Annotated in this window: 21 protein-coding genes; 4 read left to right on the top strand and 17 right to left on the bottom strand. The window is 38.5% G+C overall.

The window, feature by feature from the left end; all coding sequences use genetic code 11:
- Window positions 1-107: 107 nt before the first annotated feature.
- Window positions 108-2,783 (bottom strand): YhgE/Pip domain-containing protein, encoded by a 2,676-nt coding sequence (locus IRB43_RS05730; RefSeq protein WP_203362498.1) that lies wholly within the window; start codon window positions 2,781-2,783, stop codon window positions 108-110.
- Window positions 2,784-2,958: 175 nt separating this feature from the next.
- Window positions 2,959-3,195: a small acid-soluble spore protein Tlp gene (tlp, locus tag IRB43_RS05725; protein ID WP_203362497.1), complete on the bottom strand. Its 237-nt coding sequence runs from the start codon at window positions 3,193-3,195 to the stop codon at window positions 2,959-2,961.
- A 190-nt stretch (window positions 3,196-3,385) separates the two neighbouring features.
- Here tlp and yppF point away from each other — a divergent pair, with 190 nt between their 5' ends.
- Window positions 3,386-3,607: a YppF family protein gene (yppF, locus tag IRB43_RS05720; RefSeq protein WP_203362496.1), complete on the top strand. Its 222-nt coding sequence runs from the start codon at window positions 3,386-3,388 to the stop codon at window positions 3,605-3,607.
- Between the two features lie 51 nt (window positions 3,608-3,658).
- Here yppF and IRB43_RS05715 read toward each other — a convergent pair whose 3' ends face one another.
- Window positions 3,659-4,114, bottom strand: coding sequence for an OsmC family protein (locus tag IRB43_RS05715; RefSeq protein ID WP_203362495.1), 456 nt, complete (start codon window positions 4,112-4,114; stop codon window positions 3,659-3,661).
- 207 nt (window positions 4,115-4,321) lie between these two features.
- On the opposite strand from IRB43_RS05715, the gene IRB43_RS05710 reads away from it, so the two are divergent.
- A complete protein-coding gene (locus IRB43_RS05710) occupies window positions 4,322-6,037 on the top strand; it encodes an AAA family ATPase (protein ID WP_203362494.1) in 1,716 nt (571 codons plus the stop codon).
- A 78-nt stretch (window positions 6,038-6,115) separates the two neighbouring features.
- Here IRB43_RS05710 and IRB43_RS17970 read toward each other — a convergent pair whose 3' ends face one another.
- The 5 genes from IRB43_RS17970 to IRB43_RS05690 all read right to left on the bottom strand — a co-directional run bounded on the left by IRB43_RS17970 (window position 6,116) and on the right by IRB43_RS05690 (window position 11,100).
- Complete coding sequence (locus IRB43_RS17970; protein ID WP_275296752.1) at window positions 6,116-6,247, bottom strand: hypothetical protein; 132 nt, start codon at window positions 6,245-6,247, stop codon at window positions 6,116-6,118.
- 74 nt (window positions 6,248-6,321) lie between these two features.
- A complete protein-coding gene (locus IRB43_RS05705) occupies window positions 6,322-7,098 on the bottom strand; it encodes a thermonuclease family protein (protein WP_203362493.1) in 777 nt (258 codons plus the stop codon).
- A gap of 19 nt (window positions 7,099-7,117) precedes the next feature.
- Complete coding sequence (locus tag IRB43_RS05700; protein ID WP_203362492.1) at window positions 7,118-7,708, bottom strand: lytic transglycosylase domain-containing protein; 591 nt, start codon at window positions 7,706-7,708, stop codon at window positions 7,118-7,120.
- 129 nt (window positions 7,709-7,837) lie between these two features.
- A complete protein-coding gene (locus IRB43_RS05695; RefSeq protein WP_203362491.1) occupies window positions 7,838-9,355 on the bottom strand; it encodes a glycine betaine uptake BCCT transporter in 1,518 nt (505 codons plus the stop codon).
- Window positions 9,356-9,528: 173 nt separating this feature from the next.
- Window positions 9,529-11,100, bottom strand: a complete 1,572-nt coding sequence (locus IRB43_RS05690; protein ID WP_203362490.1) for a hypothetical protein — start codon at window positions 11,098-11,100, stop codon at window positions 9,529-9,531.
- 222 nt (window positions 11,101-11,322) lie between these two features.
- Here IRB43_RS05690 and IRB43_RS05685 point away from each other — a divergent pair, with 222 nt between their 5' ends.
- Together IRB43_RS05685 and IRB43_RS05680 are read left to right on the top strand one after the other, a co-directional pair.
- Window positions 11,323-11,679, top strand: a complete 357-nt coding sequence (locus IRB43_RS05685) for a DUF485 domain-containing protein (RefSeq protein WP_203362489.1) — start codon at window positions 11,323-11,325, stop codon at window positions 11,677-11,679.
- Window positions 11,676-13,202, top strand: a complete 1,527-nt coding sequence (locus tag IRB43_RS05680) for a solute symporter family protein (RefSeq protein ID WP_203362488.1) — start codon at window positions 11,676-11,678, stop codon at window positions 13,200-13,202. The genes IRB43_RS05685 and IRB43_RS05680 overlap by 4 nt, the downstream gene beginning before the upstream one ends.
- 92 nt (window positions 13,203-13,294) lie before the next feature.
- Here the strand turns inward: IRB43_RS05680 and IRB43_RS05675 are convergent, their stop codons facing one another.
- The 9 genes from IRB43_RS05675 to IRB43_RS05635 form a co-directional block, all read right to left on the bottom strand.
- Complete coding sequence (locus tag IRB43_RS05675; protein ID WP_203362487.1) at window positions 13,295-13,804, bottom strand: hypothetical protein; 510 nt, start codon at window positions 13,802-13,804, stop codon at window positions 13,295-13,297.
- 225 nt (window positions 13,805-14,029) lie between these two features.
- Window positions 14,030-15,142 (bottom strand): alanine dehydrogenase, encoded by a 1,113-nt coding sequence (ald, locus tag IRB43_RS05670; RefSeq protein WP_203362486.1) that lies wholly within the window; start codon window positions 15,140-15,142, stop codon window positions 14,030-14,032.
- A 103-nt stretch (window positions 15,143-15,245) separates the two neighbouring features.
- Entirely contained in the window at window positions 15,246-16,484 is a 1,239-nt protein-coding gene (locus tag IRB43_RS05665) for a PucR family transcriptional regulator (RefSeq protein ID WP_203362485.1), read from the bottom strand.
- A gap of 52 nt (window positions 16,485-16,536) precedes the next feature.
- Window positions 16,537-16,962, bottom strand: a complete 426-nt coding sequence (locus IRB43_RS05660; RefSeq protein WP_203362792.1) for a DUF1284 domain-containing protein — start codon at window positions 16,960-16,962, stop codon at window positions 16,537-16,539.
- A 264-nt stretch (window positions 16,963-17,226) separates the two neighbouring features.
- Window positions 17,227-17,406 (bottom strand): hypothetical protein, encoded by a 180-nt coding sequence (locus tag IRB43_RS05655; protein ID WP_094835296.1) that lies wholly within the window; start codon window positions 17,404-17,406, stop codon window positions 17,227-17,229.
- Between the two features lie 225 nt (window positions 17,407-17,631).
- Window positions 17,632-18,219, bottom strand: coding sequence for an SCO family protein (locus tag IRB43_RS05650; protein WP_238941842.1), 588 nt, complete (start codon window positions 18,217-18,219; stop codon window positions 17,632-17,634).
- A 97-nt stretch (window positions 18,220-18,316) separates the two neighbouring features.
- Window positions 18,317-20,473 carry a heavy metal translocating P-type ATPase gene (locus IRB43_RS05645; protein ID WP_203362484.1) on the bottom strand — a complete coding sequence of 719 codons (2,157 nt, stop codon included), beginning with the start codon at window positions 20,471-20,473 and terminating at the stop codon, window positions 18,317-18,319.
- Window positions 20,474-20,618: 145 nt separating this feature from the next.
- Window positions 20,619-23,735 (bottom strand): AAA family ATPase, encoded by a 3,117-nt coding sequence (locus IRB43_RS05640; RefSeq protein ID WP_203362483.1) that lies wholly within the window; start codon window positions 23,733-23,735, stop codon window positions 20,619-20,621.
- Entirely contained in the window at window positions 23,732-24,877 is a 1,146-nt protein-coding gene (locus IRB43_RS05635; protein WP_203362482.1) for an exonuclease SbcCD subunit D C-terminal domain-containing protein, read from the bottom strand. Before IRB43_RS05635 ends, IRB43_RS05640 begins: the two co-directional genes overlap by 4 nt.
- Between the last annotated feature and the right edge of the window lie 20 nt (window positions 24,878-24,897).

The following is a 24,897-nucleotide window of genomic DNA, read 5'->3' as shown; positions in this document are numbered from 1 at the left end:
ATAGTGATATCTGTTACTACTGAAAACAGTATAACACCGTTCGACAAGAACGGTGTTATACATGAACAATCTTTTATAAATCTTTACAATGCCACCTGTGAAAAAGATCAAGCAATGATTTGCGTTTCTTTTGCTTTTTTAGCCATTTTTTCTGTATATTTGCTTAACGGTTTTTTAAACAGGAGCGCAAAGACAAAACAAATGGCTATAAACAGGAGTAAAATCAACACATATTTAATTACAAATTCAGGTATCATCCCTGCCACCGCTTCTCTTAATAAACTAACAGCATACGTAAAAGGAGCGTACGGACTTATCTTTTGGAAAAAGGAAGGTGTTAAGCTAACTGGGAATGTCCCTCCTGAACTGGAGAATTGGAGCACTAAAAAGATAATCGCTATCCCTTTTCCGATATTCCCAAATACCGATACTAACGTGTATGTGACCGTCACAAATACAGCACTAATGAGGACTGCAAATACAACAAACCAAAATTTTTCAATCACATAAGCATTTAATAAAATGATATCTCCAAGACTCACGATGACAGCTTGAAAGAAACCAATCGTAAGGAAAGTCAGCAGTCTTCCAAAATAAATATGATAACTCTTATACTCCTTTTCAGGATCGGCTACATCTGTTTTAAACAGCGAGATTAACAACATCGCTCCAACCCAAAGAGATAAAGTGGTATAAAAAGGAGACATAGCGGAACCATAATTAGGAATATGAAATAATTTATTTTCTTTTAATGTGATCGGATCGGCTAAAAAGTCGCTTTCCTTTTGCACATCATTTTTCAATAATTCGATAATTTCTTTCAAATCGCTTTCACTTTCAAATCCTCTTATTTGATCAGCCGCATTCTTCACTGATTTTTCTAGTTCCGGCAAATCCGTTCGAATTAAATTAGCGACCTGATGAACGGCTTTCTCGACTTCAGGAAACTTGGTTTGGATTAAATGTGATACTTTATGGACTTCTTTTTCAGCCGCTGGTAAATCATTTCTGACAAAGTCAGCTGCTTGATGCACTTTTTTCTCTACTTCAGGCAAGTCTTGTTGAACGAAGCGCGCCGCTGCATTAACGGCCGTTGTTACTTGTCCCATTTTATGCTGAATATTGACCGCGGCTTCGTGAATTTTTTTCTGAACAGAAGGGAGATCTTTTTGGATCGTTATTAATTGATCCAACCCAAATTGCACACCAGTTTGCGCATCTTTCAAAATCGCCTCTACGTCTGGCAAACGGTTTTTCCCTGCTTGCAATAGCTCAGAAGATTGTAATGCCTCTTCTTTTAAAGTGGCAAGTGCTTGATTTAAAGCAGGAACGATTTCTGAATCAAACACAGGAAGTAATTCAGTCAGTGAATCACTTGCACTTACGGAAAACTGTCTAACGTTTTCAACGATATCTTTAGCAGGCTGTTCGCCTTTTCTGATCGCTTCTTGAATCCGACTGATTTGATTGATTTGCTGTTCAAAGTTTTGCTTGATGGCGGTTAATCGCTGAACCATATCCACAAATACATTTCCATTAACATATTGATCTAATCTTGTTAGCAAATCAATCAGATGATCAATCATCTTTATACCTGATTGCAAACGGTTTTTAATAAACTCCGCGCTTTCTAGTGTTTGTGCAGGATCGAAATCTGCACTTTGTATTTGTTCCATTAACTGAGTAACAGAGTTAGCTGTTTGCTGAAGGAGAACAAGATTTTGCCGAACGACCGGCACAATCGTATCAAACGCTCCATCATTTTGCTGCATAAATTCATTCAGCTGATCAGCAAATGCACTGCCTTTGTCAGCTATTTCTTTCACTTTAGGCAAAGCTTTTTGGGCATCCATAATGATTTCACTAGCTTTTTGCGCATCTTGAATTCCTTTATCTAGCGCTTCTTCTACCTTATAAAAGTTTTGATCGAGCTCGACCACTCTTTCTCCCGCTTTTTGAATATCCGGTAGCTTGCTTTGGATCAATAAAATCTCCTCTCCAATTTGCTGAATTTGAGGAAGTTTTTGTTCCAATTTAATAATCGTGTCACCCGCTTGCTCTACTTCGGGAATTTTCTTTTCCAGTTCGATGATTTTTTGCCCTTTCTCTCGGAGTTCAGGCAATTTAGTTTCTAGTACGAGTATTTTATCGCCCATTTCCCGAATAGCAGGCAAACGCTCTTCCAGTTGAAAAATCTTATTCTCAATGTTTCTAATAGTAGGCAACTCTTTTTCAAGCTCAATTCCCGCTTGATTGAATCCGGATAGAACAGCTTTGTCTACCTCTTTAGTAAAGTTTTCACTAATTTGAGCGACAACGCTAGAAGCTCCTTTTCCCGTAATTTTCGGCGCGACTGCATTTAATTTTTCATTCACTGTATAATCAATTGCAGCTTTTTGAGGTGTTTCTTTGAGCACACTTGTGATCTTCTTTGAAAAGTCTTTTGGAATATATAAACTAGCATAATAGTCTCCGTATTTGACTCCTCGTTCTGCTTCTTTTCGAGTGACAAACGTCCAGCCAAGTTTATCGTTCTTTTTTAAATTATTGACCACTTCATCGCCAATATTAATCTTTTCTCCTCGAACATTTGCACCTTGGTCTTCGCTTGTAACAGCAACCTTTATACCTGATGTATCCGCGTAAGGGTCCCACATCGCTTCAATATTGACCCAGGCATAAACGGACGGTAAAAACATAATGGCTATAACAAGAAGAATACCTGTCGGAACTTTGAATAACCTTAACCAGTCTGTTTTATAAATATGTAAGATTTTTTTCATAGTAATCTTTTTAAACTCCCCCTTGTGCATACTTTATTAGATTGTCTCATTTTAGCATTTTCTATAGACTTTGTTAAACCATACTGTTAAGTTCCATCATATTACAAATCATCTCCTTAAAAGTATTTTTCCACTAAAAAAAGGGACGAATTTTTACGTCCCTTTCTTAAATTTATTATTGATCTAAATATCCATGTTGCCTTGCGTTGGCTTCATCCTGCATTTCCTCACGAAAAGCAGCAATACTTTTTTCTCGGCGCTGATTTTTCGCTTCAATAGATGTACGTTCTTCCCCTTTTACATTCATCATCGTCTCTTGCGCTTTTTGCATGTTTTCTTCTGTGTTTTCTATCATATCTTGCAGCTTTTCAACATTATCTGCCCGATCATCTGGTTTCGGTCGATTTCTCATTTACTGTTCCTCCTTTCATTATTCAAACATCATTTAGCTTCCCTCGCTTTTCAAAAAATAACCGGCAATCTTCGGAGAAAAATCTTCTCACATTAAAAAAATTGGTGGAAAATGTTGAACGATTTCAAAGGAAGGACACACCATATGTATGTTATCATTTTTTATACAACCATTATCGGGAGGGGAAAAAATGGTCATGAAGGAATTGATTTATCAGTTTATTTTATTAAAAAAGCGGCAGCCTGCTCACGCCAATGAATTACTCGACTTTATTCAAACAAATTATTTGAACGGAGACTTAACCATTAAAGAATATAAGCAACTTTTCTATGAGCTCGATCAACGCCAAGCTTACAAACCGATTTATTATATGGATCAATATAGCTTCGTGATTCAACCTCAAGCTCAATAAAAATAAAACACACGCTAAAGATGGGTTGATCTTTAACGTGTGTTTTTAATATTATTTAATTGTCCAAGTCGATTGCACATGCACACCCGCATCTTTCAATAAATTGTAAACTGGACATCTTCTTTCCACCTCTTTCCTCAGCTCATCGACTCTCTCTACACTTTCGTCTGTCGTTAAACGAACGTGGTAGCGAACGGTTTGAAAATGCGGTGACACGCTCGGCACCCCCATTAATCCTCTGACATCTAACACTCCGGTGTTCTCAAATTCAACTCTACTATATTGAAAGTTCTTTTCCTTAGAAATCATCGAAATCATAACAGATGCACAGCCTGTTAATGAAGCAAGCACGTACTCCATCGGATTAGCTCCCTGATTTGTCCCACCTAAATCTTCAGGCTCATCCATAATAACCGGAGCAAAATCTCTAATATAAATGGATGTTTTCACCCCTTCATCCCAAGCCCCTTTTGTTGTTAATTTCACCAATTGTTTAATATCAGCCATTTTCCTTTACTCCTCACAATATATTTAATTCCTATAAATCAACTTTGTTTTATATGTTTAAATATATAACGAAATCAACAATCCGTAAAGTTTTTTCTGAAAATTTAATAAAGGTTTTATTAAACATATTTTACACTAGATTACATCTATTCAACTTTAGTGACATGTATTTATAATGGGAATACATGAATGAAGGAGATGACATCAGTGAATTCCAAATCGAAAATGATGAAGAAAATCCTCCCGCTCCTTGCGGTGTTAATCGTCGTTGCCGCTGGAATTGCTATATATATGAGAAATGTAGATCAAGCTACACCGATCCCCTTTTCTTCCATAGAAAAAATTATTCAACGTCATGCCGAAGAGAAAGTGAGCCTTCAGGAAACCTCTGACGGCACACTGTATCTTACAACGGAAAATAAACAATATGTATCTCATATTTCTCCCGGAAGTCAGTCCGTTGATAGATTAGTAGAAATATATAATGTTCAATATACGTATTCTGATCAAGCCCCCGCGGATAATTGGATCATGGGCGGATTCACAATTTTACTCATCGCTGTAGGCGCTTTTATCGTTAGTCAGAAAAAAAGCAGCGCTAGTAGCAAATCCATGAAACATAGCTTATCACGAGCAAAGCCGCTTCCTTCTATTTCCTTAACTGATGTAGGAGGGCTTTCTACAGAAATAAAGGAAGAGATTTTACAGACCGTATCCATTATCAAACATAAGGAACGTTCGCAAGAGGTCGGAATCAAGCCTCCGAAAGGCATTTTATTTTACGGCCCCCCTGGAACAGGTAAGACCTTGCTTGCTCAAGCGATTGCTAAAGAATTAAATGCCCATTTCTTCTCAGCAAGCGGTTCGGCCTTTACGGAATTATTTGTCGGAGTGGGCGCATCTAGAGTACGCAGCTTGTTTGAACAGGCAAGAAAACAAAAACCCGCTGTCATTTTTATTGATGAAGTGGACGCGCTGGCTGCTCGCCGGAAAGCACACGGAGGAGAAGAGGCAGAAAGAACATTAACAGAGCTGCTTGTACAATTGGACGGAGGACATGCGAACGATGATATTTTATTTATCGCCGCAACTAACAGAAAAGATATGCTAGATGAAGCCTTTCTTCGTCCAGGGCGAATCGATTTTTCTTTTCTCATCCCGCTTCCTGATACGAAAGGAAGAAGGGAAATTATTGATATCCATGTAAAAGATCGAAAATTATCCGCAGCTGTCCATGCTAGCTTGGATCATTTAGCCGAAAGCACATCCGGCTTTTCTGGCGCCGAACTGCATTCATTATTTGAAAGCGCAAGCCGAAATGCCATTCGAAACGGGCGTGATCACATAGAAAAAAGCGACTTGGACCAGGCGCTAGATCGCATTGTCCTTGGCCATTCTTCCCGTTCCCTTCATGACCGTGAAATGAAACGAAGAGTCGCGATCCATGAAGCTGGGCATGCAATTGTTCAATCGGTAACCAAGCCCGGATCGATTCGAAAAGCGACGATTATCCCAAGAGGACAGGCTCTTGGCTATATGGCTCCAATTCCAAAAGATCTCCATTTATCAACAACAACAGAACTGCTTAACCAAGTAGCTATGATTTTATCTGGCGGGGTAGCGGAACGATTGTTTCTAGGAGAACATAGTATTGGAGTTAGTGGGGATGTGCAACAAGCAAAACAAATTATTGAACAAATGGTTGACTCTGGTATGCTGCAAGACGGCTTCACCTTAACCTTTAACACAGCAGACCGCGAAACAAAAATGCAAGAGATTTTCCAAGAAGCACTAAAGAAATCAGAGAGCATCATTCAAGCACATAAACGACAATTTCAACAGCTAGTTGATGCTTTGCTGACAAAAGAGACACTCGAAGGCCACGAAATCGAGGAGATTATTAGCGGATCAGTCGCCAGTTAATCAGTAAAAAACGACCCTGTTATAGGATCGTTTTTTTTTTGCATCAATCGCACTGGCATGAGTGAGATGTTCACTAAATTATTTTTCGTCTTTTTCATCTGGACGTGGACGACGTTTTCCCCACCAAAATTCATGACGGCGCTTCATCAGCTCTAAGCGTTCTTCCTCTGTCATTTCATTTCTTTTTTCTGGTTGTCTTTCATTAGCCATGATAAGAACTCCTTTCTCATAATGGTTGACACCACATTTTATGCAGACCATCGAGAAAAGTTCCTAGTCCTATGTCATCTTTTCGCCGCGCGATACCCAGCCATTTCTGCTTCTTCCTTCGTACAAAACAGCTCTTCTGCCTTCGTTACGTTATAAGACTGACCACTAGGAACATGATAGATCTTTTCACCTGAACTCGTTATGTTTCCCTTTATGTCACATTCTTTATTCGAACGAACAGACTCATCTTTTACGTCTGGTTGATAGCCCCGGTCAGTGACGTAATCTTCTATCGACCAAATACCTTTTTTTTGCTTTTGAGCCTCTTTTTGCACTTTCTCAAAGCGGTCCACATATTTCGTATTTGGCGGAAAGATCGCTACTCGAGCTAGCCCCTCAGCAATTAACTGTTCATTCACTAATTCTCCATCTAGCCAAACATAAGCGAGCATTCGGCCATATCGATCTCGCTCTTGCACATCCATTTCCAATTTCACTTCTTTGTCCGTTAACAGTTCTTTTGTATATGCGGATGCTTCTGGACCAAATGGCTGAACCCCTAAACGAGGATGTTTTGTCTCCGGCGTATCAACAAGAATCATACGCACTCGCTCAGTCGTATGATCGGGGAGCAACACATCCATTGTGTCTCCATCCACAACGTAAGAGACAACTCCCCTAATCTCATCATTCTTTGCAGAGGATTCTCTCTTTTCTGTATTTGTATCATGCTTTTGTTCATTACTGGTGACGTTTGCTTCTTTTGTGCTGTGACTTCCCGCATCTAGCGAACACCCGCTAAGCACAAGAAGGACAACAAACAATAGACTAACTTTTGTTTTGAACCGCATAAACCGTTTCCTTTTTTCTTTATTTTTCTATCGATTTATATTCCTTTAAATAATAAAGGACATCATCAACATATTTATCACTATGGTTATAGGCAAAGATTGCTTTCTTTAATTCTCCATCTGCCGCTCCATGCTTCTGCAAATAGTAAGCAGCACTGAAAACAGCATCTTCTATATCAAATGGATCAGCTATTCCATCGCCGTTAGCATCCACTCCATAACCCCCATACTTTTTAATAACGTCAGGATTGGTCTTTTCCTCATCAGGGATATTGCCTTTTCCAAGATCTGAGCAAGTGGGATGACCCCAACCGACGAATGTGCATGGCATAAACTGCAAAGGCCCCTCTGCCCCTGCTGGCGAGATTAGCGGGTCCATTTGCGAAAATTTCGTTTCAACGCGATGATGAGCAGCTAAAAGCTCCCAAGGCACGCCATATTTTTGTTCAGCTGCTTTATATATCGGAATAAATTCATCCGGAATAGAAGCGTTTGAAATCCCCTTCAATTGCGGATAATCTAGCGCGACAAACATATACATAACAAAGCTGAGTAATGGAATTAAAAATAAAGCTCGTTTCACTGATTTTTTTAACTTTCGTCTAGCCATATCCATCTCCTCAAGTCTAAATAATAGGTTCGAATCTATATTAGATAAGCTTTTGCAAAACTGCAAGTAAAATAAGTGCTCTTCATAGAAGAACCACCCTTTGGCTGAAAGGATGGTCCTTCTATAGACTTATTTTTCAACTGTTTGTTGGGACCTTAACATTTTTAATAACTGTTTTCGTTCCAAAGATAAAGATTTATATAAAGACAGCATCATTAAGATCATAATGAAGGAAAATGGGAAGGCCGCGACAATTAATGCATTTTGCAAAGCTTGTAGCCCTCCGCTGTATAATAAAACAATGGCAATTAATGATTGAGCAATACCCCAAGTCAGTTTCACGTTATTCGGCGGTGTTAACGATCCGTAAGTCGTTTGCATCCCTAAAACAAATGTCGCTGAATCGGCAGATGTAATAAAGAAAGTGCCTATTAAAGTAATCCCGATAACGGAAAGTACAGACGACCAAGGAAATTCATTGAAGACAGCAAACAGCACAGTCTCTGTCGCATTCTTTGTTAAGTCAACTGCTCCAGACATTTGTAAATCCATCGCTGATACACCAAATACAGAAAACCAGAAAAAACTCACAACCGCTGGCATTAGAAGCGTTCCGATTAAAAATTCACGTATCGTCCGTCCTTTAGATACCCGAGCAATAAAGATCCCAACAAAAGGAGACCAAGAAATCCACCATGCCCAATAGAAAATGGTCCAACCATTGATCCATGAGCGGTGCTCCTCGTTTAACGGCGCAATTTGGAAGCTCATTGTAATTAAATTTTGAAAATACGAGCCAATCGTATCAGTAAACATATTAAAAATCAACAGTGTTGGTCCAAAGATTAGTACTAAACTAAGTAATGCTACAGCAAGAATCATATTAGTATTACTTAAAATTTTTATTCCCTTACCTAGTCCACTCATTGCTGAAATAATAAATAAAATAGTGGTGATGATGATAATGGATAGCTGAATGTTAAAACTAATAGGGATACCAAATAAATAAGACAAGCCTCCATTGATTTGTGCTGCGCCAAAACCAAGCGTTGTTGCTACCCCAACAAGCGTAGCAAATACAGCGATCACATCGATTACAGTTCCAACCGGGCCTTTTGCTTTGCTTCCTAAAATAGGAACCAATGTCGCACTGATTAACCCTGGCTCACCTTTTCTAAATTTGTAGTAAGCTAACGCTAATGCAACGAGCGCGTAAATCGCCCAAGCATGAATGCCCCAATGAAAAAATGTATACCTCATCGACTCTTTTAAAGCAGCATTTGAACCTGCTTCTGATAAAGGAGGGTTTGTAGCAAAATGACTTAATGGTTCAGCAGCACCCCAGAATACTAAACCTATTCCCATACCTGCACTAAATAACATCGCAAACCACGTTGGTGTTGAATAATCTGGCTGTTCATTCGGCTTGCCTAATTTAAGCGTTCCGATCGGACTAAATATTAACAGTAGACAAAATAGAACAATGACTGAGACTAATATTAAATAATACCATCCAAATGTTGATGTAAAAAATGCTTGTAGATTAGCTGTTACTGTTTCAAATGACTTTGGTACAGCAACTCCAAAAATCACAGCAATCAAGGTGATTGAAGCTGCATACCAAAAAACGTTAGAAATTCTCCTCACAAAATTCTCCTCTCTAGTTGAATTGTTCATTAGTGCACATGGGAATGGGTAGTATTAAATGATCTGGGAGTGATTGGGAAACCCTTTATAACCCTAACAAATATTTACCCAGCAATCAAGAATTTAAAACTTTACACACGAGAGTGACGAAAAAACCTCCGCTTTTGCGGAGGTTAATCATTTAATCCAATGGACTGTTTATTTTCTTTTTCTACAACTAATTGATACATTTCCGCCAAGCCATATGTGCGTTTTTCCGCACTAACGATTTTCTCTCTTTCTTCCTTTTCACTCTGTTTGAAAGACAATAAATTTTGCTCGAGTTGATCAATTTTTGTCTTGATCGATGTCAATTCTCGCTCAATCTCTGCTAAGTGTTCCCTCAAATAAATAATTTCTTGAACAATTTCAGGCTCATAATCTGGATATTTGGCTAAAACGGTTTCCGTAATTTCATTAAATACTTTCTCTAATTTTTTTTCCAATTGCGCTTTTTCTGTCCCGTAATAACTTGATTTGACAAAAGAGGAAATTTTGCCGACAACTCCTTTTGTTTCGGATGACTGGGCATTCATTTTTTCATTGACTTTTTTTAAATTTTCTTGCAAACGGTTCTGTTTAACACTTAACTCACCAAAATATGGTCTCGACGGATCTTGCTTCAACAGCTGAGTCAGTTTTTGAAGCATTTGTTCGTGATAACTCTTTGTCTGATAAGCCGTTTCTTCTAACGTTTGTTTTTCTTTATAAAGTATGTCTAGAGCTGCTTGACAATCATTTTGTTTTCTCACTAATTCGTTTACTGTCCTTAACATCGAACGGTAGTGATCAAAACGAGATCGCCAAGAAGATGACAATGGCGATAAATCGTTCTGGTTTTCCATACCCTCGGATAAGAAGGGCAATGTAGCCTGTAAAAGAACGATTGGTAGCAATCCTTTATTAAATAAAAGGTTTTGGTATCGGGAAAGGATACCCCCACCTTTGAAAATTAAAGATAGCAATAAATTAGGATTGGTCATCCATGAAAAATAGGCATCCTCCTGAATAGTAGCTGTTCTATTTCTTGAAAAATTTCGTAGAAGAAATTGATAAAAATGAAATCCTGTCCTTTCGCTTATAGCTGTAAATACAGAAAAAGCATCTGTTTGTAGAGCCTTTGACAACTCGTTTTGTGTACATGCGCTTAAATTTAACTGCTGTATGACCTGTTCTTGCTGGTAAGTGGGCATTTCTTGTAAAAATGTTAAAACTTCTTCTGTCCATAACGCAATAACATTCTCTTCTTTTTTTCTATAGTGTTGTTCATTTAAATGAATATACATTTCAGCTATTTCCCAATGTATGAAAAATTCCAACTTATTTTTAAGGTGAAATTGCTCATACTGATTAGCAAATTGTTTATATTTTTTTTGCAAAATATTAAATACTTCTTGCACAATATTTGCGCATTGGTTTTCAATTTCATAAGACTCATTATATAATTTTGCAGGCAGTTTCAATACCTTACTTAACTGCAACAATAAATCAAGCTGAAGCTCCTGATCGTCAACATCGTTTAACTTTTCTGCCTCTTTACTTAACCATGCATAAAAATGAGCTGGGTTATCTTTAGAAACAGCATCCTTCGTTTTTGAAGAGATGATCTCCCAAAGATTCACATCGTTAAGCAAGACATAGACAAAACGTAACTGTTTGCCTGTTAAGAAAACGAGTGATTGTGCTAATTGTTTTCCTTCCTTCATTCCCATCCGTCCAATCTACGTAATCTCTATGTTCTATTATATATCAAAACAGAGAAAGAGAAAAATTTCCTGTCAGTAGTTAATCAATAGTGTTGTCGAAACATGTCTTCAAAAAAATTGACAAATTATGAATTTTTTATTGCGAAAATAACCACACTTTCTTAAAATTAACTTATAATTCTGAAATTTGAAAGCGATTTCAATTAAAAAGGAGGGTTTTACATGAGCAATCGACTACTACATGCTACAACGGCAGAATCGAAAACAAAATATGAAAAAATTGCAGAAAGAAACGACTTCAAACATTTAATTCAAACAAAAAACAAATTCATTATCTCAGTTTCGTGTTTTTTCTTACTTTTCTACTTTTCATTGCCTCTATTGACTTCTTACACAACCATTTTAAACACTCCTGCTATTGGTTCAATCTCCTGGGTCTGGTTGTTTGCATTTGCTCAATTTATTATGACATGGGCTCTTTGTATGCTGTATGTCAAAAAAGCAAATCAATTTGATCATATGGCTAATGAAATTTTAGAAGACATCGATCAACAAAGCAAGGGAGAGATTCATTTATGAGTGTATTAGGATTAACATTTTTTGTGGCTATCGTAGCATTAACACTTGTAATTACTTACTGGGCGGCAAAACAGACAAATTCAGCAAGCGAATTCTACACAGCGGGAGGCGGATTAACCGGATGGCAAAATGGATTAGCGATTGCCGGGGATTATTTGTCGGCCGCTTCTTTCCTTGGTATTGCGGGAGCTATTGCCTTAAATGGCTTTGACGGCTTCTTCTTCAGTATCGGGTATCTCGTGGCTTATTTAGTCGTTTTATATATTGTGGCTGAACCTCTGCGAAACCTTGGTAAATACACACTGGCGGATATGATTCATGCTCGATTCGATCAAAAAAAGATTCGAGCAGCCGCTGCTCTCAGCACAATTACTATCGTGATCTTTTATATGATTGCTCAATTAGTTGGAGCAGGCGCACTTATTCAATTATTACTAGGCATCGATTATTGGATCGCTGTATTAATCGTCGGTGTAATGATGACGGTGTATGTTCTTTTTGGTGGTATGACTGCCACTAGTTGGGTACAAATTGTCAAAGCTGTTCTATTGATGATCGGAACAGTCATTATCTCTTTTCTCGTTTTAGCGAAATTCAACTTCAATATCTTCGACATGTTTTCTCAAATGAAAACAGCCACACCGCTCGGCGAAAGCTTTTTACATCCTGGAGTGAAATATAAAAATCCAGTGGACACGATGTCTATCACGATCGCTCTCGTTCTTGGTACAGCCGGATTGCCACATATATTAATGCGTTTCTTTACAGTAAAAGATGCTAAAACAGCAAGAAGTTCTGTCGTAGTAGCTACTTGGATTGTAGGTGTTTTCTATATTTTAACGATTTTCTTAGGATTTGGAGCAGCAGCATTTGTCGGTTCGGACAAGATTATCGCTGCCAATGCAGCAGGGAATATGGCCGCTCCTTTACTCGCACAGGCACTTGGAGGGGACATGCTTATGTCCTTTGTATCCGCGGTAGCCTTTGCAACCATCTTAGCCGTAGTCGCCGGGCTTGTATTATCAGGTGCATCGGCGTTTGCTCATGATATTTACGGAGAAATTATTAAAAAAGGGCAAATTAAAGAAAAGCAGCAAATGCTAGCAGCCCGCTACGCTTCCATTTCTGTCGCCGTTTTTTCGATCATCTTGGCACTGTTTGCTCAAAAAATGAACGTCGCTTTCTTAGTTTCACTTGCTTTCTGTGTGGCTGCCAGTGCAAATTTGCCAGTGATCATTTACACAATTTATTGGAAGCGCTTTAATACAACCGGCGCACTTGCTGCGATGATTACAGGACTGGCTACTGCTTTAATCCTTGTGGCTATCAGTCCAAACGTTCTCGGCCCTGAAGGTACAGCTATTTTTGTTGGTACCCCCATCTTTCCATTAACGAATCCTGCCATCGTATCTGTTCCTGCTGGTTTCCTAGCTGGCTACCTTGGCACTGTACTATCTGCAAAAACTGATACTCGCAAGTTCGCAGAAGTCACCGTCAAGGCAAATACAGGGTATAAAGGGTAATATTTTCTCAAAGTATGCTCCACTAAGCGAATCAACTTAGTGGAGCATACTTTGAGAACTAGAGTCACATGTCATATTGATCGTAGGTTGATTCACAACACAACTTCACCCCTCTTTTCTTGCTGCTGTCGTGTCATTTCTTCAAAGTTGCTTAAAAGAGCGTTTAATTCACTTTTTAATTTTTCTTCTTTCACCGCAACAGAGTGAGATACTTCTTTTTGATGACTAATCGCTAAGTTCATGTATTGTTTATAAACAATATGAACATCAAGTAAGGTAGAATATTCTTCAACCATCGTCTCAGGCGGCTCAGGTAATTCAGATAGCATCACTTGACACTCTTCCATTTCATGTTGCATTTGTTGAACAGCTTGTTCCTTATAATCTAGAGCAGATAACCATTCAGACTCACTAGCCATCATTTTTTGTGCAGTCGTGGCGTTCTCTTTCATCAAAAAATATATTTTCTGCATTTTTCTTGCATAAATGACTTTCTCCTTTTGTAGTTTATGTTGTTGATAAAAGAGAGCGCCAAATAAAAAAAAGAAACAACCGGCCAAAACAATGAATAGACGTATTAATTGCAAAGTAGATTTATTCATATAACTCTTTACCCTTCCCCACTATTTTTATAAACATATGTATACAATTTTTCGTTCGTACTTTCTTCCTCGTATATCTATACGTTTCATCTAGAAGAAAAGTTTTGTTATTTTCACAAAAAATAGTTTATGAAATAAGCAAGGAAGAATATAAAGTGAAACGTTCATCAAAAGAAAAACTAGGCTTTCCATAGTGGAGAAGCCTAGTCTTTTCTATGTTATATTTTATAGTAATTCATCAACAGATTTAAATTCATAACCTAAATCTGTTGCTACCGCTTCGTAAGTAACATATCCGTTAAGCGTATTGACACCAAGCTTTAATGCTGGATTTTCAGCAATTGCTTTTTCAAATCCTTTATTAGCAATTTGCAGAGCATATGGAATCGTTACGTTTGTTAAAGCTACTGTTGACGTACGCGGAACCGCTCCCGGCATATTAGCAACAGCATAATGAACAACACCATGTTTTTCATATGTTGGATTATCATGCGTTGTAATATGATCAACTGTTTCAAAGATACCACCTTGGTCAATAGCTACGTCAACAACAACAGAACCTGGTGACATCGTTTTGACCATTTCTTCTGTTACTAATTTTGGTGCTTTTGCTCCTGGGATTAACACAGCCCCGATCACAAGATCCGATTCTTTTACTGCTTCAGCAATATTGAATGGGTTAGACATTAACGTTTGCACGCTGGATCCGAAAATATCTTCCAACTGACGTAAACGATCGGCACTTAAGTCGATAATTGTTACATCTGCACCTAATCCAGAAGCGATTTTCGCAGCATTTGTTCCTACCATTCCGCCGCCGATAACCGTTACTTTACTTTTTCTTACTCCAGGAACTCCGCCAAGAAGAACTCCTTTACCGCCTTTATTCTTCTCTAAAAATTGTGCCCCAATTTGAGCAGACATGCGGCCTGCCACTTCACTCATTGGTGAAAGAAGAGGCAACGTGCGGTTCACTGAAACAGTTTCATAAGCAATTCCTGTCACTCCATGGTCAACAAGAGCTTTTGTTAAAGAAGGTTCTGCTGCTAAATGTAAATAAGTGAAAAGAAGCAGATCTTTACGGAAATATTGATATTCGGATTCTAACGGCTCTTTTACTTTAATGACCATTTCTGACTTACCCCAAACATCAGAAGCCGAATCAATAAGTTCCGCACCGAATTCTTTATACTCTTCGTTCGTGAAACCGCTTCCAATACCTGCGTCTTTCTCGATAAGAACTTTATGACCTGCACGAACCAATGTGCTAACGCCTGCAGGAGTAATTGCTACGCGGTTTTCATTGTTTTTTATTTCCTTAGGAATTCCAATAATCATGTTGACCATCTCCCTGTTTTTTATTATATGTCTATAGTATGACAATTTTCATAACATTTCATCATTATAAATAAAAAATTCAGGGAGATATTTTTGTGAATTCTTACAAATCATGTTCCTCTAATTGCTGAATTAATAAATCTAAATAAAGTGTCATCTTTTGATTAGCATCTTTTAAATTAATTTCAGCGATTTCCGAAATTCGTTTCAATCGATAGGCTAATGTATTGGCATGAATATGCAATGCTTTCGCCGCTTCATTCATATTCCCATCGTGTTGAAGAAAAACAAAAATCGTTTCTCTCATATTTGAATGGTGATCACGATCATATTTCATTAACTTTGTAATCATTGAATTTTGAAATCCCGTTTTTTTGCGAATAGCCGCTAAGTCTTCAATGAATTGAAATACGCCTAATTTTTCATAACTGCAAATCTCATTCGTGATTTTTGGAAATTGATGTTTAATCTTTAAAACAAACAATGCTTCTTGATAGCTCCGACCAATATGCAACGGCTGATCAGCCACACCGCCTGCCGCTGCTGTGATGCCATCGATTTGCTGGCGTTCATTGATTTTTGAAATAAAGCTATCAATAAAAGTAAGCAGACTATTCACGTGATCTTTTTCAGGTAGTTTCGCCAATAAAATTAATTGTGTATTATCGAATGTTCTCGCAACAATTGGCAGTTGATGAATCGTTTCTACTAAATAATCTGTTTGCCGCTCAACTGACTGGTTAATTGGTTGAGGAAAATCAAAAATAATTACTGCAAGCGGTCCTTTCAACTGCAAATGATGTTGTTCATTCATCGATTCAATCTCTTTCAATTTAGCAAAATGACCAGTTAACAGTTTCCAAAAAAATTCTTGGTAGCTTTTCTCTGTTTCTTTTTTCTTTTTTTGATGTTGAAGCAGTTGATTTTTCACGGCCTTAGCGGCCTCCTGCAAAATCATTAGCTTTTCGTCCGTAAAGCTTTTCTTAGGATGAGCCCAAATAAATCCTACTACTTGATTTTGTTTACGAACGGAAATCGCTACACGTTCTCCCAACGACACTTGTTCAATTCGTGGAATAATAACCGGTTCTTCCGTTTCAAATAATTTCGGAATCGCTCCACTCTTCCATAAGCTATTGATCACATGTTCTGGCACTCGCCGAGCCATAATCGTAGCAATTCTTACTGAATCCACTTCATCCTCATGTCGGCTATAAGCAATAATCCGATGATTGGCATCCTCTATCGTAATCGGGCATTCTAACTCCTCACTAATTCGATCGGCTAGTAGTTCGATCGACTCATAATCATTTGCAAAATAATTTCCTGTTGCATTTGCCATATAAACTTTGTTCCTCCATTAACTTCATACACAAAATATTATAATCATTTTATTACAGTCTCTCACTACTCTGCTTCAGCTGACGAATCCCTTCTTTACAAACACCTGTACTCAGCCAGGAGCATCCTTTACAAAGAAAGTCCAAGTCTTCCGGATTGACCCTTTCAACTGTTCGTTTCATTAAATCAGATTTGTGATATACCCCATTAACTTCTAGTTCTAGGTGACGAATAACATTTTGATCAAGCGTAGTGACATGCTCCTGCGATGTCGGTGATGCTTCACATATGTTTTCTCCCTTATTCGGACAAGAAAAGCAAGCTTCATCAAACCCGACCACAACCCGGATGGTAAAATCCTTTTGGTTATCTCTTATATCCTTAACGATTTCTGTCATCATCTGAATAAAGTCTTGACTATATCCCATTCCCCGAAATCCATGAACACATAGAAGATGATGTCCTCTCATTTGTTTCATCATCGTTTCCCTCCATTATGTGTTTATTATACAATATTCTTGTTTGATACAGTAATAAAGACTTGCTTTCTAACAGAAAAGGTTATGTTAAATTAGGAAAAATAGCCATTTTATCCGAATGAGTCAAAGAAAAAAAGAAGCGTCCGTTTTAGCATGGGACACTTCTTTTTTGATATTATAAATTAACTGAAAGGTTTTAAGTTTGCAGACGGTCAAAATTGACGGTAGACAAGTAGGGAAAAAATACGAAGGCTAGGGAGGGAATCAATATTTTCTAGAGTCACAGTTCGGACAAACATATACATCTTCTGCGTCAAAAATGGTTCCGCACTTCGTTTGCTCAAGAACAACTAAAGCTTTTCGCAAATCAGCACGAACACCTTCCCAACCGCAATCACATTTAATTTTATTAAATGAGCCAAACTTATACACGCCATAGTTCATATTACTCACCCCTCGAATAAATTTTCAGAATAGTTTCTGTAGTCTAATATTACACAATACAAGCTTGAATTTCAATTGAAAAATGTGAATTTTTTGTTAATTTTAATAAAGTCAAGTCTTGTTTTTTTATTTAGACCTTGTAAAACAATGAAAGCGATTCAATCATTTTCAGCTCATTTATGCAAAACGGCTACCTAAATATAGCATCTTTAGGCAGCCGCATTTTTATTCTTCAGTTAGTTGTTTAACATCGAGCACAATTTCATCAAATGGTACATCTTCATTACCGTTATAACTTTTTACAATCGTTCCGTCTTTATTGATTAAATAAAAGCTTGTTCCATGCATAATTTGATTTGAATTAGGCTCAGGAATAGCTAATGTTTGAAAATTTTTCTCAGCGAATTCTTTAACATAGTCCGCATCATATCCCGTTAATAAATCCCAATTACTTTCATCAGCATTATAGTAAGAGATGTATTGTTTCAATTTAGCCGGGGTATCATTTTCAGGATCCACACTAAAAGAAACAATCCGATAATCTTCAATGCCTTTGTCGTTCAACATTTTTTGCAGCTCAGACATATTTTTAGTCATCGGCGGACAAACCGTTGTGCAGTTCGTAAAGATCAAGTCAGCGATCCACACTGTGCCTTTCAAATCTTTCAGGCTCACTTCTTTATTGTCTTGATTAACATGAGTGAAATCTTGCATTTTCACATCCATATTGCCTTGAAAGTCACTATTGCTACATCCGGTGATCAAAACAAGTGATGTCACCATTATAAGTATAATGAAACGATATAACTTCAAATAATTTCCCTCCTACATCAATGCAAGGTATGCTAGTTCAATCGTATTGTATCCTCTTCTATTTCTCAATGGCATACTGTAAATGAATCTGAACAATTTATGAACGTCTTTGAAGAACAGTGGAGGAAGACCCTTTGTCACTGCCGTTTACTGGAACACTCTTTATTTTTTCTTGTTTCTTTTCAACTAAGATTGTTAAGCTAATGAGCGTAACTATGATCGTTGCGCCCATGTCAGATAAAATCGCAATCCAAAGGGTAAGTAATCCTGGAATCGTTAACAATAAAGCAATTAATTTTAAGCCTAAAGCAAGCGTAATATTGGTCTTAATAATGCGATTGACTCGTTTGCTAATGGAAATAGCTGAAGGAAGTTTCCCGAGATGATCTTGCATTAACACAATATCAGCCGTTTCAATGGCACTGTCCGTTCCTTTTCCCATCGCAATGCCAAGGTCGGCTGTCGCCAATGCCGGGGCATCATTAATGCCGTCACCTATCATCGCTATAATAGACGTTTTCGTTAATTCTTTAATTTTTTGCACTTTTTCATCTGGCAGTAAACCTGCATAATAGTCAGTTAAGCCAATAGCTGTTGCCACTTTTTCTGCAGATTTTTCATGATCGCCTGTCAGCATAACGGTTCGTTTGATTCCATTTTCTTGAAGATCCTTCATTAATTGATGAGCTTCTGGACGAATTTGATCAGAGATACCAAATAAGCCAAGCACTTGATCCTCATCAGCTACCGCTACTAAAGTATACCCATTTTCTTTTAATTGTGCGATATCTTCTTTTATGTTATTCGGTAATGATAGATGAGACAAACTATTTTCATTTCCTAAATAATAGCTTTTTTCATTAACGCGTGCGGAAACCCCCTGCCCCACAATTGTTTGGACGTCCACTGCCTCCTCTATATGAGATTCTTTTTTTGCCACTTCTCTTATGACAGCTATCGCTAGTGGATGAGAGGAGTTTTTCTCAATAGCCCCAGCAATTTGATAAAAACTCGATTCATAGACAATCGTTTGTTCTACATGGGGCTCGCCTTTTGTTAAAGTACCCGTTTTGTCAAAAGCAATCGTCTCTATTTTTCCTAATTGTTCTAAATGAACTCCACCTTTTACAAGGATGCCCTTTCTAGCATTTCTCGTAATTCCAGACACAATGGCAATCGGGGAAGATAAGATTAAAGCGCATGGACAACCAACAATTAAAACTGCTAATCCTTGATAAAACCATGCTCCCCAGTCACCTCCAAACAAAAGGGGCGGCGCAATCATCACGACAACTGAAATCAACATAATCGCCGGTGTATAATATTTAGCAAATCGATTAATAAATAACTCAGTAGGTGTTTTTGTTTCTTGAGCTTCTTCGACAAGGTGTAAAACTTTTGCCAATGAAGAATCTTCGTAAGCCTTTACGATCTCAATTTTTAATACCCCTTCATTATTGACGCTTCCTCCAAAAACATCGTCTCCGGTTTGCTTATCAGCAGGCATCGATTCTCCTGTAATCGCTGATTCGTTGACCGAACTTTTCCCTTCAATCACTTTCCCATCAGAAGGAATTTTTTCGCCTGCCTTCACAAGAACGATGTCTCCGATTTTCAAAGTAGAGATCTGAACGACTTTCTCATGCCCTCCATCGATTAAGACTGCTTCTTTCGGCGCCACTTGAAGTAAAGCAGCCATCGATTGTCTCGCTTTTTCCATTCCTAGTCCTTCTAAATATTCATTTAATCCAAAAAGAATCGCTACTAGCGTGCCTTCTCGCCATTCCCCAATGCTAAATGCACCAATTAAGGCTACAGTCATTAACGTATCAATATTGAATTTCAAACGAAAAAGATTTTTTATTCCTTTCATAAACGTCTGGTAGCCACTAATCGCTGTTGCAGCGACGTAAATAGATACAACTGCCGCCATATGCAAATCATCTTCAAGCAGAAAAGCAGCAACAAACAAGACCGCAGAAAGAGAGAGTAATACTTTCCAATTTGGACCACCATGATCCTCCACATGCTGATGTCCTTCTTCATCGGAAAAACCCTCTTCTTTAATGATCGCCGCTCCATCTTTCGCTAATATTTTCTCTACATGAGGCAAATTCATCCCTTCAGGTACGGACAGCTTACCTGAGTTAAAATGTATTTTGGCTTCTTTTCCATGTGGAAGCTTCTGTATTTCTTCTTCCATTTCCCGAGCACAATTCGCACATGAAAGACCTTTCAACCGATACTCCGCCATCAAACCCCCCCACTTCTTAAATATCGTTTAAATTAATGATAGCATATTTTCCAAATCACATATATGATTATATGCTCATATTAGAAAATGCGTACCGATGATAAGGGGCGTGAAGCTCGTTCACCCCCCAAACCTCCAATGATCGTTATCCGAAAAATTGAAACTCCGTGTAGCTTCCACTTTGAGTAGAAATCACTTCTAAACGCGCTTCAATTCTCTCTTTCAACTCCGGAACGTGCGAAATAACGCCCACTAATCGACCACTGCTTTGAATGTCCATTAACGCTTCAATCGCTTGATCGAGCGATTCTTGGTCAAGCGTACCAAAGCCCTCATCAATAAACATCGTTTCTAACGATACACCACCTGCATATTGCTGAACTACTTCTGCTAAACCGAGTGCTAACGCTAAAGAGGCTTTAAAACTTTCTCCGCCGGATAACGTCTTCACATGCCGTTCTTGTCCTGTATATTGATCAAACACTAGTAATTCAAGACCACTTTGTGCATTGCCTCTCGCTCGGTCTGTTTTTCGGCGTAAATGATACCGCCCTGCCGTCATTTTGACGAGCCGTTCATTTGCTACCGCTAAAATATCATCTAAAAATGAGGCGAGTACATATCTTTCAAATGTTAACTTATGAACATTATTCCCATGTGTCATGTCATACAGATGACCAATTAATTGATATTGCTCCTCTAATTCTTTTAAATCTTCGTTTAGTTCTTCTGCTCGTTCTTTAATCCTCTGGCAGTCGCGAATGAGAGCGGATGAGAGCGCCCATTTCTCCTGCTCGGCGGTGATCTGCTCTGTAATCGATACTAGCTCCTGCTTTATTCGATCCACATCCGGTTTTTCCACACCCTCTAACAATTGTATTAGCTCATGTCTTCTGTCTGATACTGATCGCAAGTCCTCATTATAGGTCATAATCTCTTGCTGTATTTGCTTAATTATAGCTTCCGATCGTTTGCTACTTTCGTATTGCTTATAATCTTTAAATTGATACTGATTCATTAACTCCAAAAACACATTCCGCTCTTTTTCCAGTTGTTCCTGTTTACCTCTATGCATATATTCGACTTCTTGAAGAGTCGCTGCTACCGTCGCGACATTTTTTTCATTTAACTGTTTTTGCTTCAACGCTTGATCTAATCGTTCAAACAGTTGTTGCTTCCGTTTTTCCGCCTGCTGGAGCGCTTGATCAAAAGCTGTTTTTTGCCGAATAGCAACAGGGATACTTTTTAATAAATGTTCCATTTCTGCACGCTTTGTTACAAATCGTTCTTGGACTTGATCTGCCTTTGTTTGAAACTCACTTATCTCTTGTTGAAGCTTTTGTTTCGCTTGTTTCAACTCTTCCTTCGTTTCGATCCATTTTGTTTTTAGTTTGAGTCTTTCCTTCGCTTCTTGAATGGTCGCTTCACTCACTCGTTTTTGTTCCAACAGCTCATGAATGGCGAGATCGTGATCTAAACCAATCATTTTTGCTTCTTTCTCTAGCTTATCCAACGCTTCCGCAGTTACTTCCAGGCGGGTTTGCTTCTCCATCTTGTTCTTTTCTATTTGACGATGTTCATGTTCTAGTCTTTCTACTTCGGCTTTTGCTAATTGAATCTCTTCTTTCTTAGGCCCCCCTAACATTTCTGAAGCAGGATGCGGGTGATGAGTAGAACCGCAGACAGCGCAAGGCTTACCATGTACTAATGTTGCAGCTAATATCCCGGCTTGATGTTTATTCCATTCCGATTCTAGCGTCTGCAGTTTCATTCGCACTTGAAGGAGCTGCGCACTTTTTTCTTCTTCTTGGTTCGTTAACTCGCAATGCTGGCGCTGCAAGCGTGAAATGTCTGCTTGCTTCGTTACTATTTCTTGATAAAGCTGAATATGCTGCGTTACTTTAGTTAGCTTCATTTCCTCTTGATAAAGCTGACTTTGCTGTTGGTCTAGAGAAGACAGCTCTATCTCTACTTGATCAATTCGGCGCTCGACTTCCTCATATTTATCTGACAATTGAAGTTGATGCTCCTCTAATTGTTTCGTTTGTCTCTTCAATCGCTCAAGCTGTTGCTGTTCTTGGTCAAGGGAGTAAACCGCTTCTTTCATTGCATTTAATCTGCTGACATCCTCGGTCGCCCGATGCCGTTCTTCCTCTTTAGAATTCTCTTCTTCCCATACTCTGTCTGCTTGCATATAAGCTTCCTGTTGTAGAGCTAGTTCCTTTTGTGTCCCTTCCATTCTCTCGTGAAGCCGATCTAGCTCCCTTTTTAACGCCTTGCACTCTTTCTCTTGCTGTTCAAGTTTCGTTGCTTTTTCAGCCCAGATAATTTCTTCTTGTTTATGTACCATCTCCTCTTGTCTTTCCTGCAATTGTTCGAGCTGTTTGTCTAACTGCTCTTTTTTCTCAATTTGCACCACAATTCGCTCAGCTTGGTCCAACTTTCTATTCCATTCATCGCGCAAATGACTCTTCTTGGAAAGAGTTTGTTGAATATGATTTGATTGAACTGTCAAATCTTCGATATCTTTGGCTAGTTGAGTGATGACAGCTGTTTCGTTTAATGGTGATGCTTGAAGTAGTTGAACCATTTCTTCCGAAGATGATTGAATACTTTTTAACAGCTGCGTTCGTTCCTCTGCACCCGATTGCACCTTCTGTTTTAAGGAATTCGCTTCTACTTTTAATTTCTCTTCAATCTTTTTGTAAAACTGAGTGTGAAACAGCCGCTGAAGTATTTGTTCTTTATCTTTACTGTCCGAAACAAGTAACCTTCTGAACTCTCCTTGAGGGATCATTAAAATTTGGCGAAACTGATTGGCATCTAGTTGCACAATTTCTTTAATCTTTTCATCAACGTCTCTCACATTCGCTGCTAAGAGCTTTCTTTTTCCATCATTTGTCCACTCATACAGCTCCGCTTTTGCTGTTACAGTTCGATAACCGTCTCCCCGTTCTTTCTTCTTCTCTTGCTGAGGTGCACGAGAAATTTCATATGTATGACCATTCAATGAAAATTGAAGCATAACTTCGGTCAATAAGTCATCGCTGGCAAAGTGACTGCGAAGTTCCGCACCCGTTCTTCCATCACCGCTTGCCCGTCCGTAAATCGCAAAGCTAATCCCATCAAAAATCGTCGTTTTTCCTGAACCTGTTCGGCCAGAAATAACAAACATCGTATGATTTTCAAGCTGACCAAAATCGATGACTTCCTTTCCCGCATAAGGACCAAATGCTTGCATCGTTAATTTTAACGGCTTCATGTTTGCTCAACCTCCAATTTGACCTCCTGGATTAGCTTTCTCATTACTTTCTCCTTATCTGTTGTGAATGGCTCCGTCGTCATTTGGGTGTAAAAGTCTGCGAAAAGATCGAGTTCAGTTTTCTTTTCATCACGCACCGAAGTATAATTTTGTTTCTTTTTTTGATCAGTAAGCTCGATTTTCCGATCGAGATGTAAGACGTTTGGGTATACTTGTCTCAATTTGTTCATCGGATCAATCAACGCCCCCTTGTCTAGCAAGGTAACTTTTAAATAATCTTCCACTTTCTCATTTTGAATACGACTTGGGTCCAGCAGTTCTTCAAGCGTTCCTTCTATTTCACGCATATCTCTTTTCGGCGTGAGAGTTCGCTCTTCAATCGTCACTTTTCCTCCATCTGTAATCTCAACAATCGAAATGCTTTTCCGCTGTTTCACTTCGGAAAAAGAGTATTTTAATAGAGAACCAGAATAGCGAACCGTATCATGTTTAATCGCATAAGGACTATGTAAATGACCAAGGGCTGTATAATGAAAAGGCTCAAATAAATCGATACTGACACAACCTGAACCACCGACAGACAACGTTCGTTCCGAGTCACTCGTTTGACCGCCAAGAACAAACGCATGACCGACAAATACGTTAATCTCTTTCTTGTTCATCTCTTCTTCTATTTTTTCAATAATTGCCTTCATTGCTTGTTGATGAGACTGAATCGAATCATCACCTAACAATTCGCGAACGACTCCAGGTTCTGCATAAGGGATGCAGTAAAAATTTACGCCATTGATCGATACAGGTGCAAAATCTTGATCAAGCTTTCCTTTTAAATAAAAGCTACTCTGTTTAAACCACGAAGCACCGAAAGAAAGCCGCTCAGCACTATCATGATTTCCCGCAATCGCCACAATCGGTGTCTTAAGCTCCACATTGATTTGAAACATGACCTCATTCAGCAACTCTACCGCTTCTGTCGGCGGAACGGAACGATCATACAAATCCCCAGCAATGACGACAGCATCCGGTTTTTCTTGCTCAACAACAGCAACAAATTGCCTAAGCACCTCTCTTTGTTCAGTCGTCATATATACCCCGTGAACGAGCTTTCCTAAGTGCCAATCCGCTGTATGAATAAACTTCACCTTGTCTCACCTCTATCATA

The sequence above is a fragment of the Bacillus sp. REN10 genome (genome assembly GCF_016820555.1).
GTDB lineage: Bacteria > Bacillota > Bacilli > Bacillales > Domibacillaceae > Bacillus_CE.
The sequence above is the reverse complement of the archived record's forward strand: the minus strand, read 5'-3'. Positions and strand labels throughout refer to the sequence as shown.

What these genes read in the sequence shown, in the direction of transcription:
- IRB43_RS05655 (WP_094835296.1), bottom strand. Translation starts at nt 17,406, where the DNA reads ATGAACTATGGCGTGTATAAGTTTGGCTCATTTAATAAAATTAAATGT.
- IRB43_RS05640 (WP_203362483.1), bottom strand. Translation starts at nt 23,735, where the DNA reads ATGAAGCCGTTAAAATTAACGATGCAAGCATTTGGTCCTTATGCGGGA.
- IRB43_RS05705 (WP_203362493.1), bottom strand. Translation starts at nt 7,098, where the DNA reads ATGCGGTTCAAAACAAAAGTTAGTCTATTGTTTGTTGTCCTTCTTGTG.
- IRB43_RS05675 (WP_203362487.1), bottom strand. Translation starts at nt 13,804, where the DNA reads ATGAATAAATCTACTTTGCAATTAATACGTCTATTCATTGTTTTGGCC.
- IRB43_RS05715 (WP_203362495.1), bottom strand. Translation starts at nt 4,114, where the DNA reads ATGGCTGATATTAAACAATTGGTGAAATTAACAACAAAAGGGGCTTGG.
- IRB43_RS05680 (WP_203362488.1), top strand. Translation starts at nt 11,676, where the DNA reads ATGAGTGTATTAGGATTAACATTTTTTGTGGCTATCGTAGCATTAACA.
- IRB43_RS17970 (WP_275296752.1), bottom strand. Translation starts at nt 6,247, where the DNA reads ATGGCTAATGAAAGACAACCAGAAAAAAGAAATGAAATGACAGAGGAA.
- IRB43_RS05730 (WP_203362498.1), bottom strand. Translation starts at nt 2,783, where the DNA reads ATGAAAAAAATCTTACATATTTATAAAACAGACTGGTTAAGGTTATTC.
- yppF (WP_203362496.1), top strand. Translation starts at nt 3,386, where the DNA reads ATGGTCATGAAGGAATTGATTTATCAGTTTATTTTATTAAAAAAGCGG.
- ald (WP_203362486.1), bottom strand. Translation starts at nt 15,142, where the DNA reads ATGATTATTGGAATTCCTAAGGAAATAAAAAACAATGAAAACCGCGTA.
- IRB43_RS05645 (WP_203362484.1), bottom strand. Translation starts at nt 20,473, where the DNA reads ATGGCGGAGTATCGGTTGAAAGGTCTTTCATGTGCGAATTGTGCTCGG.
- IRB43_RS05700 (WP_203362492.1), bottom strand. Translation starts at nt 7,708, where the DNA reads ATGGCTAGACGAAAGTTAAAAAAATCAGTGAAACGAGCTTTATTTTTA.
- IRB43_RS05690 (WP_203362490.1), bottom strand. Translation starts at nt 11,100, where the DNA reads ATGAAGGAAGGAAAACAATTAGCACAATCACTCGTTTTCTTAACAGGC.
- IRB43_RS05660 (WP_203362792.1), bottom strand. Translation starts at nt 16,962, where the DNA reads ATGAAACAAATGAGAGGACATCATCTTCTATGTGTTCATGGATTTCGG.
- IRB43_RS05665 (WP_203362485.1), bottom strand. Translation starts at nt 16,484, where the DNA reads ATGGCAAATGCAACAGGAAATTATTTTGCAAATGATTATGAGTCGATC.
- tlp (WP_203362497.1), bottom strand. Translation starts at nt 3,195, where the DNA reads ATGAGAAATCGACCGAAACCAGATGATCGGGCAGATAATGTTGAAAAG.
- IRB43_RS05685 (WP_203362489.1), top strand. Translation starts at nt 11,323, where the DNA reads ATGAGCAATCGACTACTACATGCTACAACGGCAGAATCGAAAACAAAA.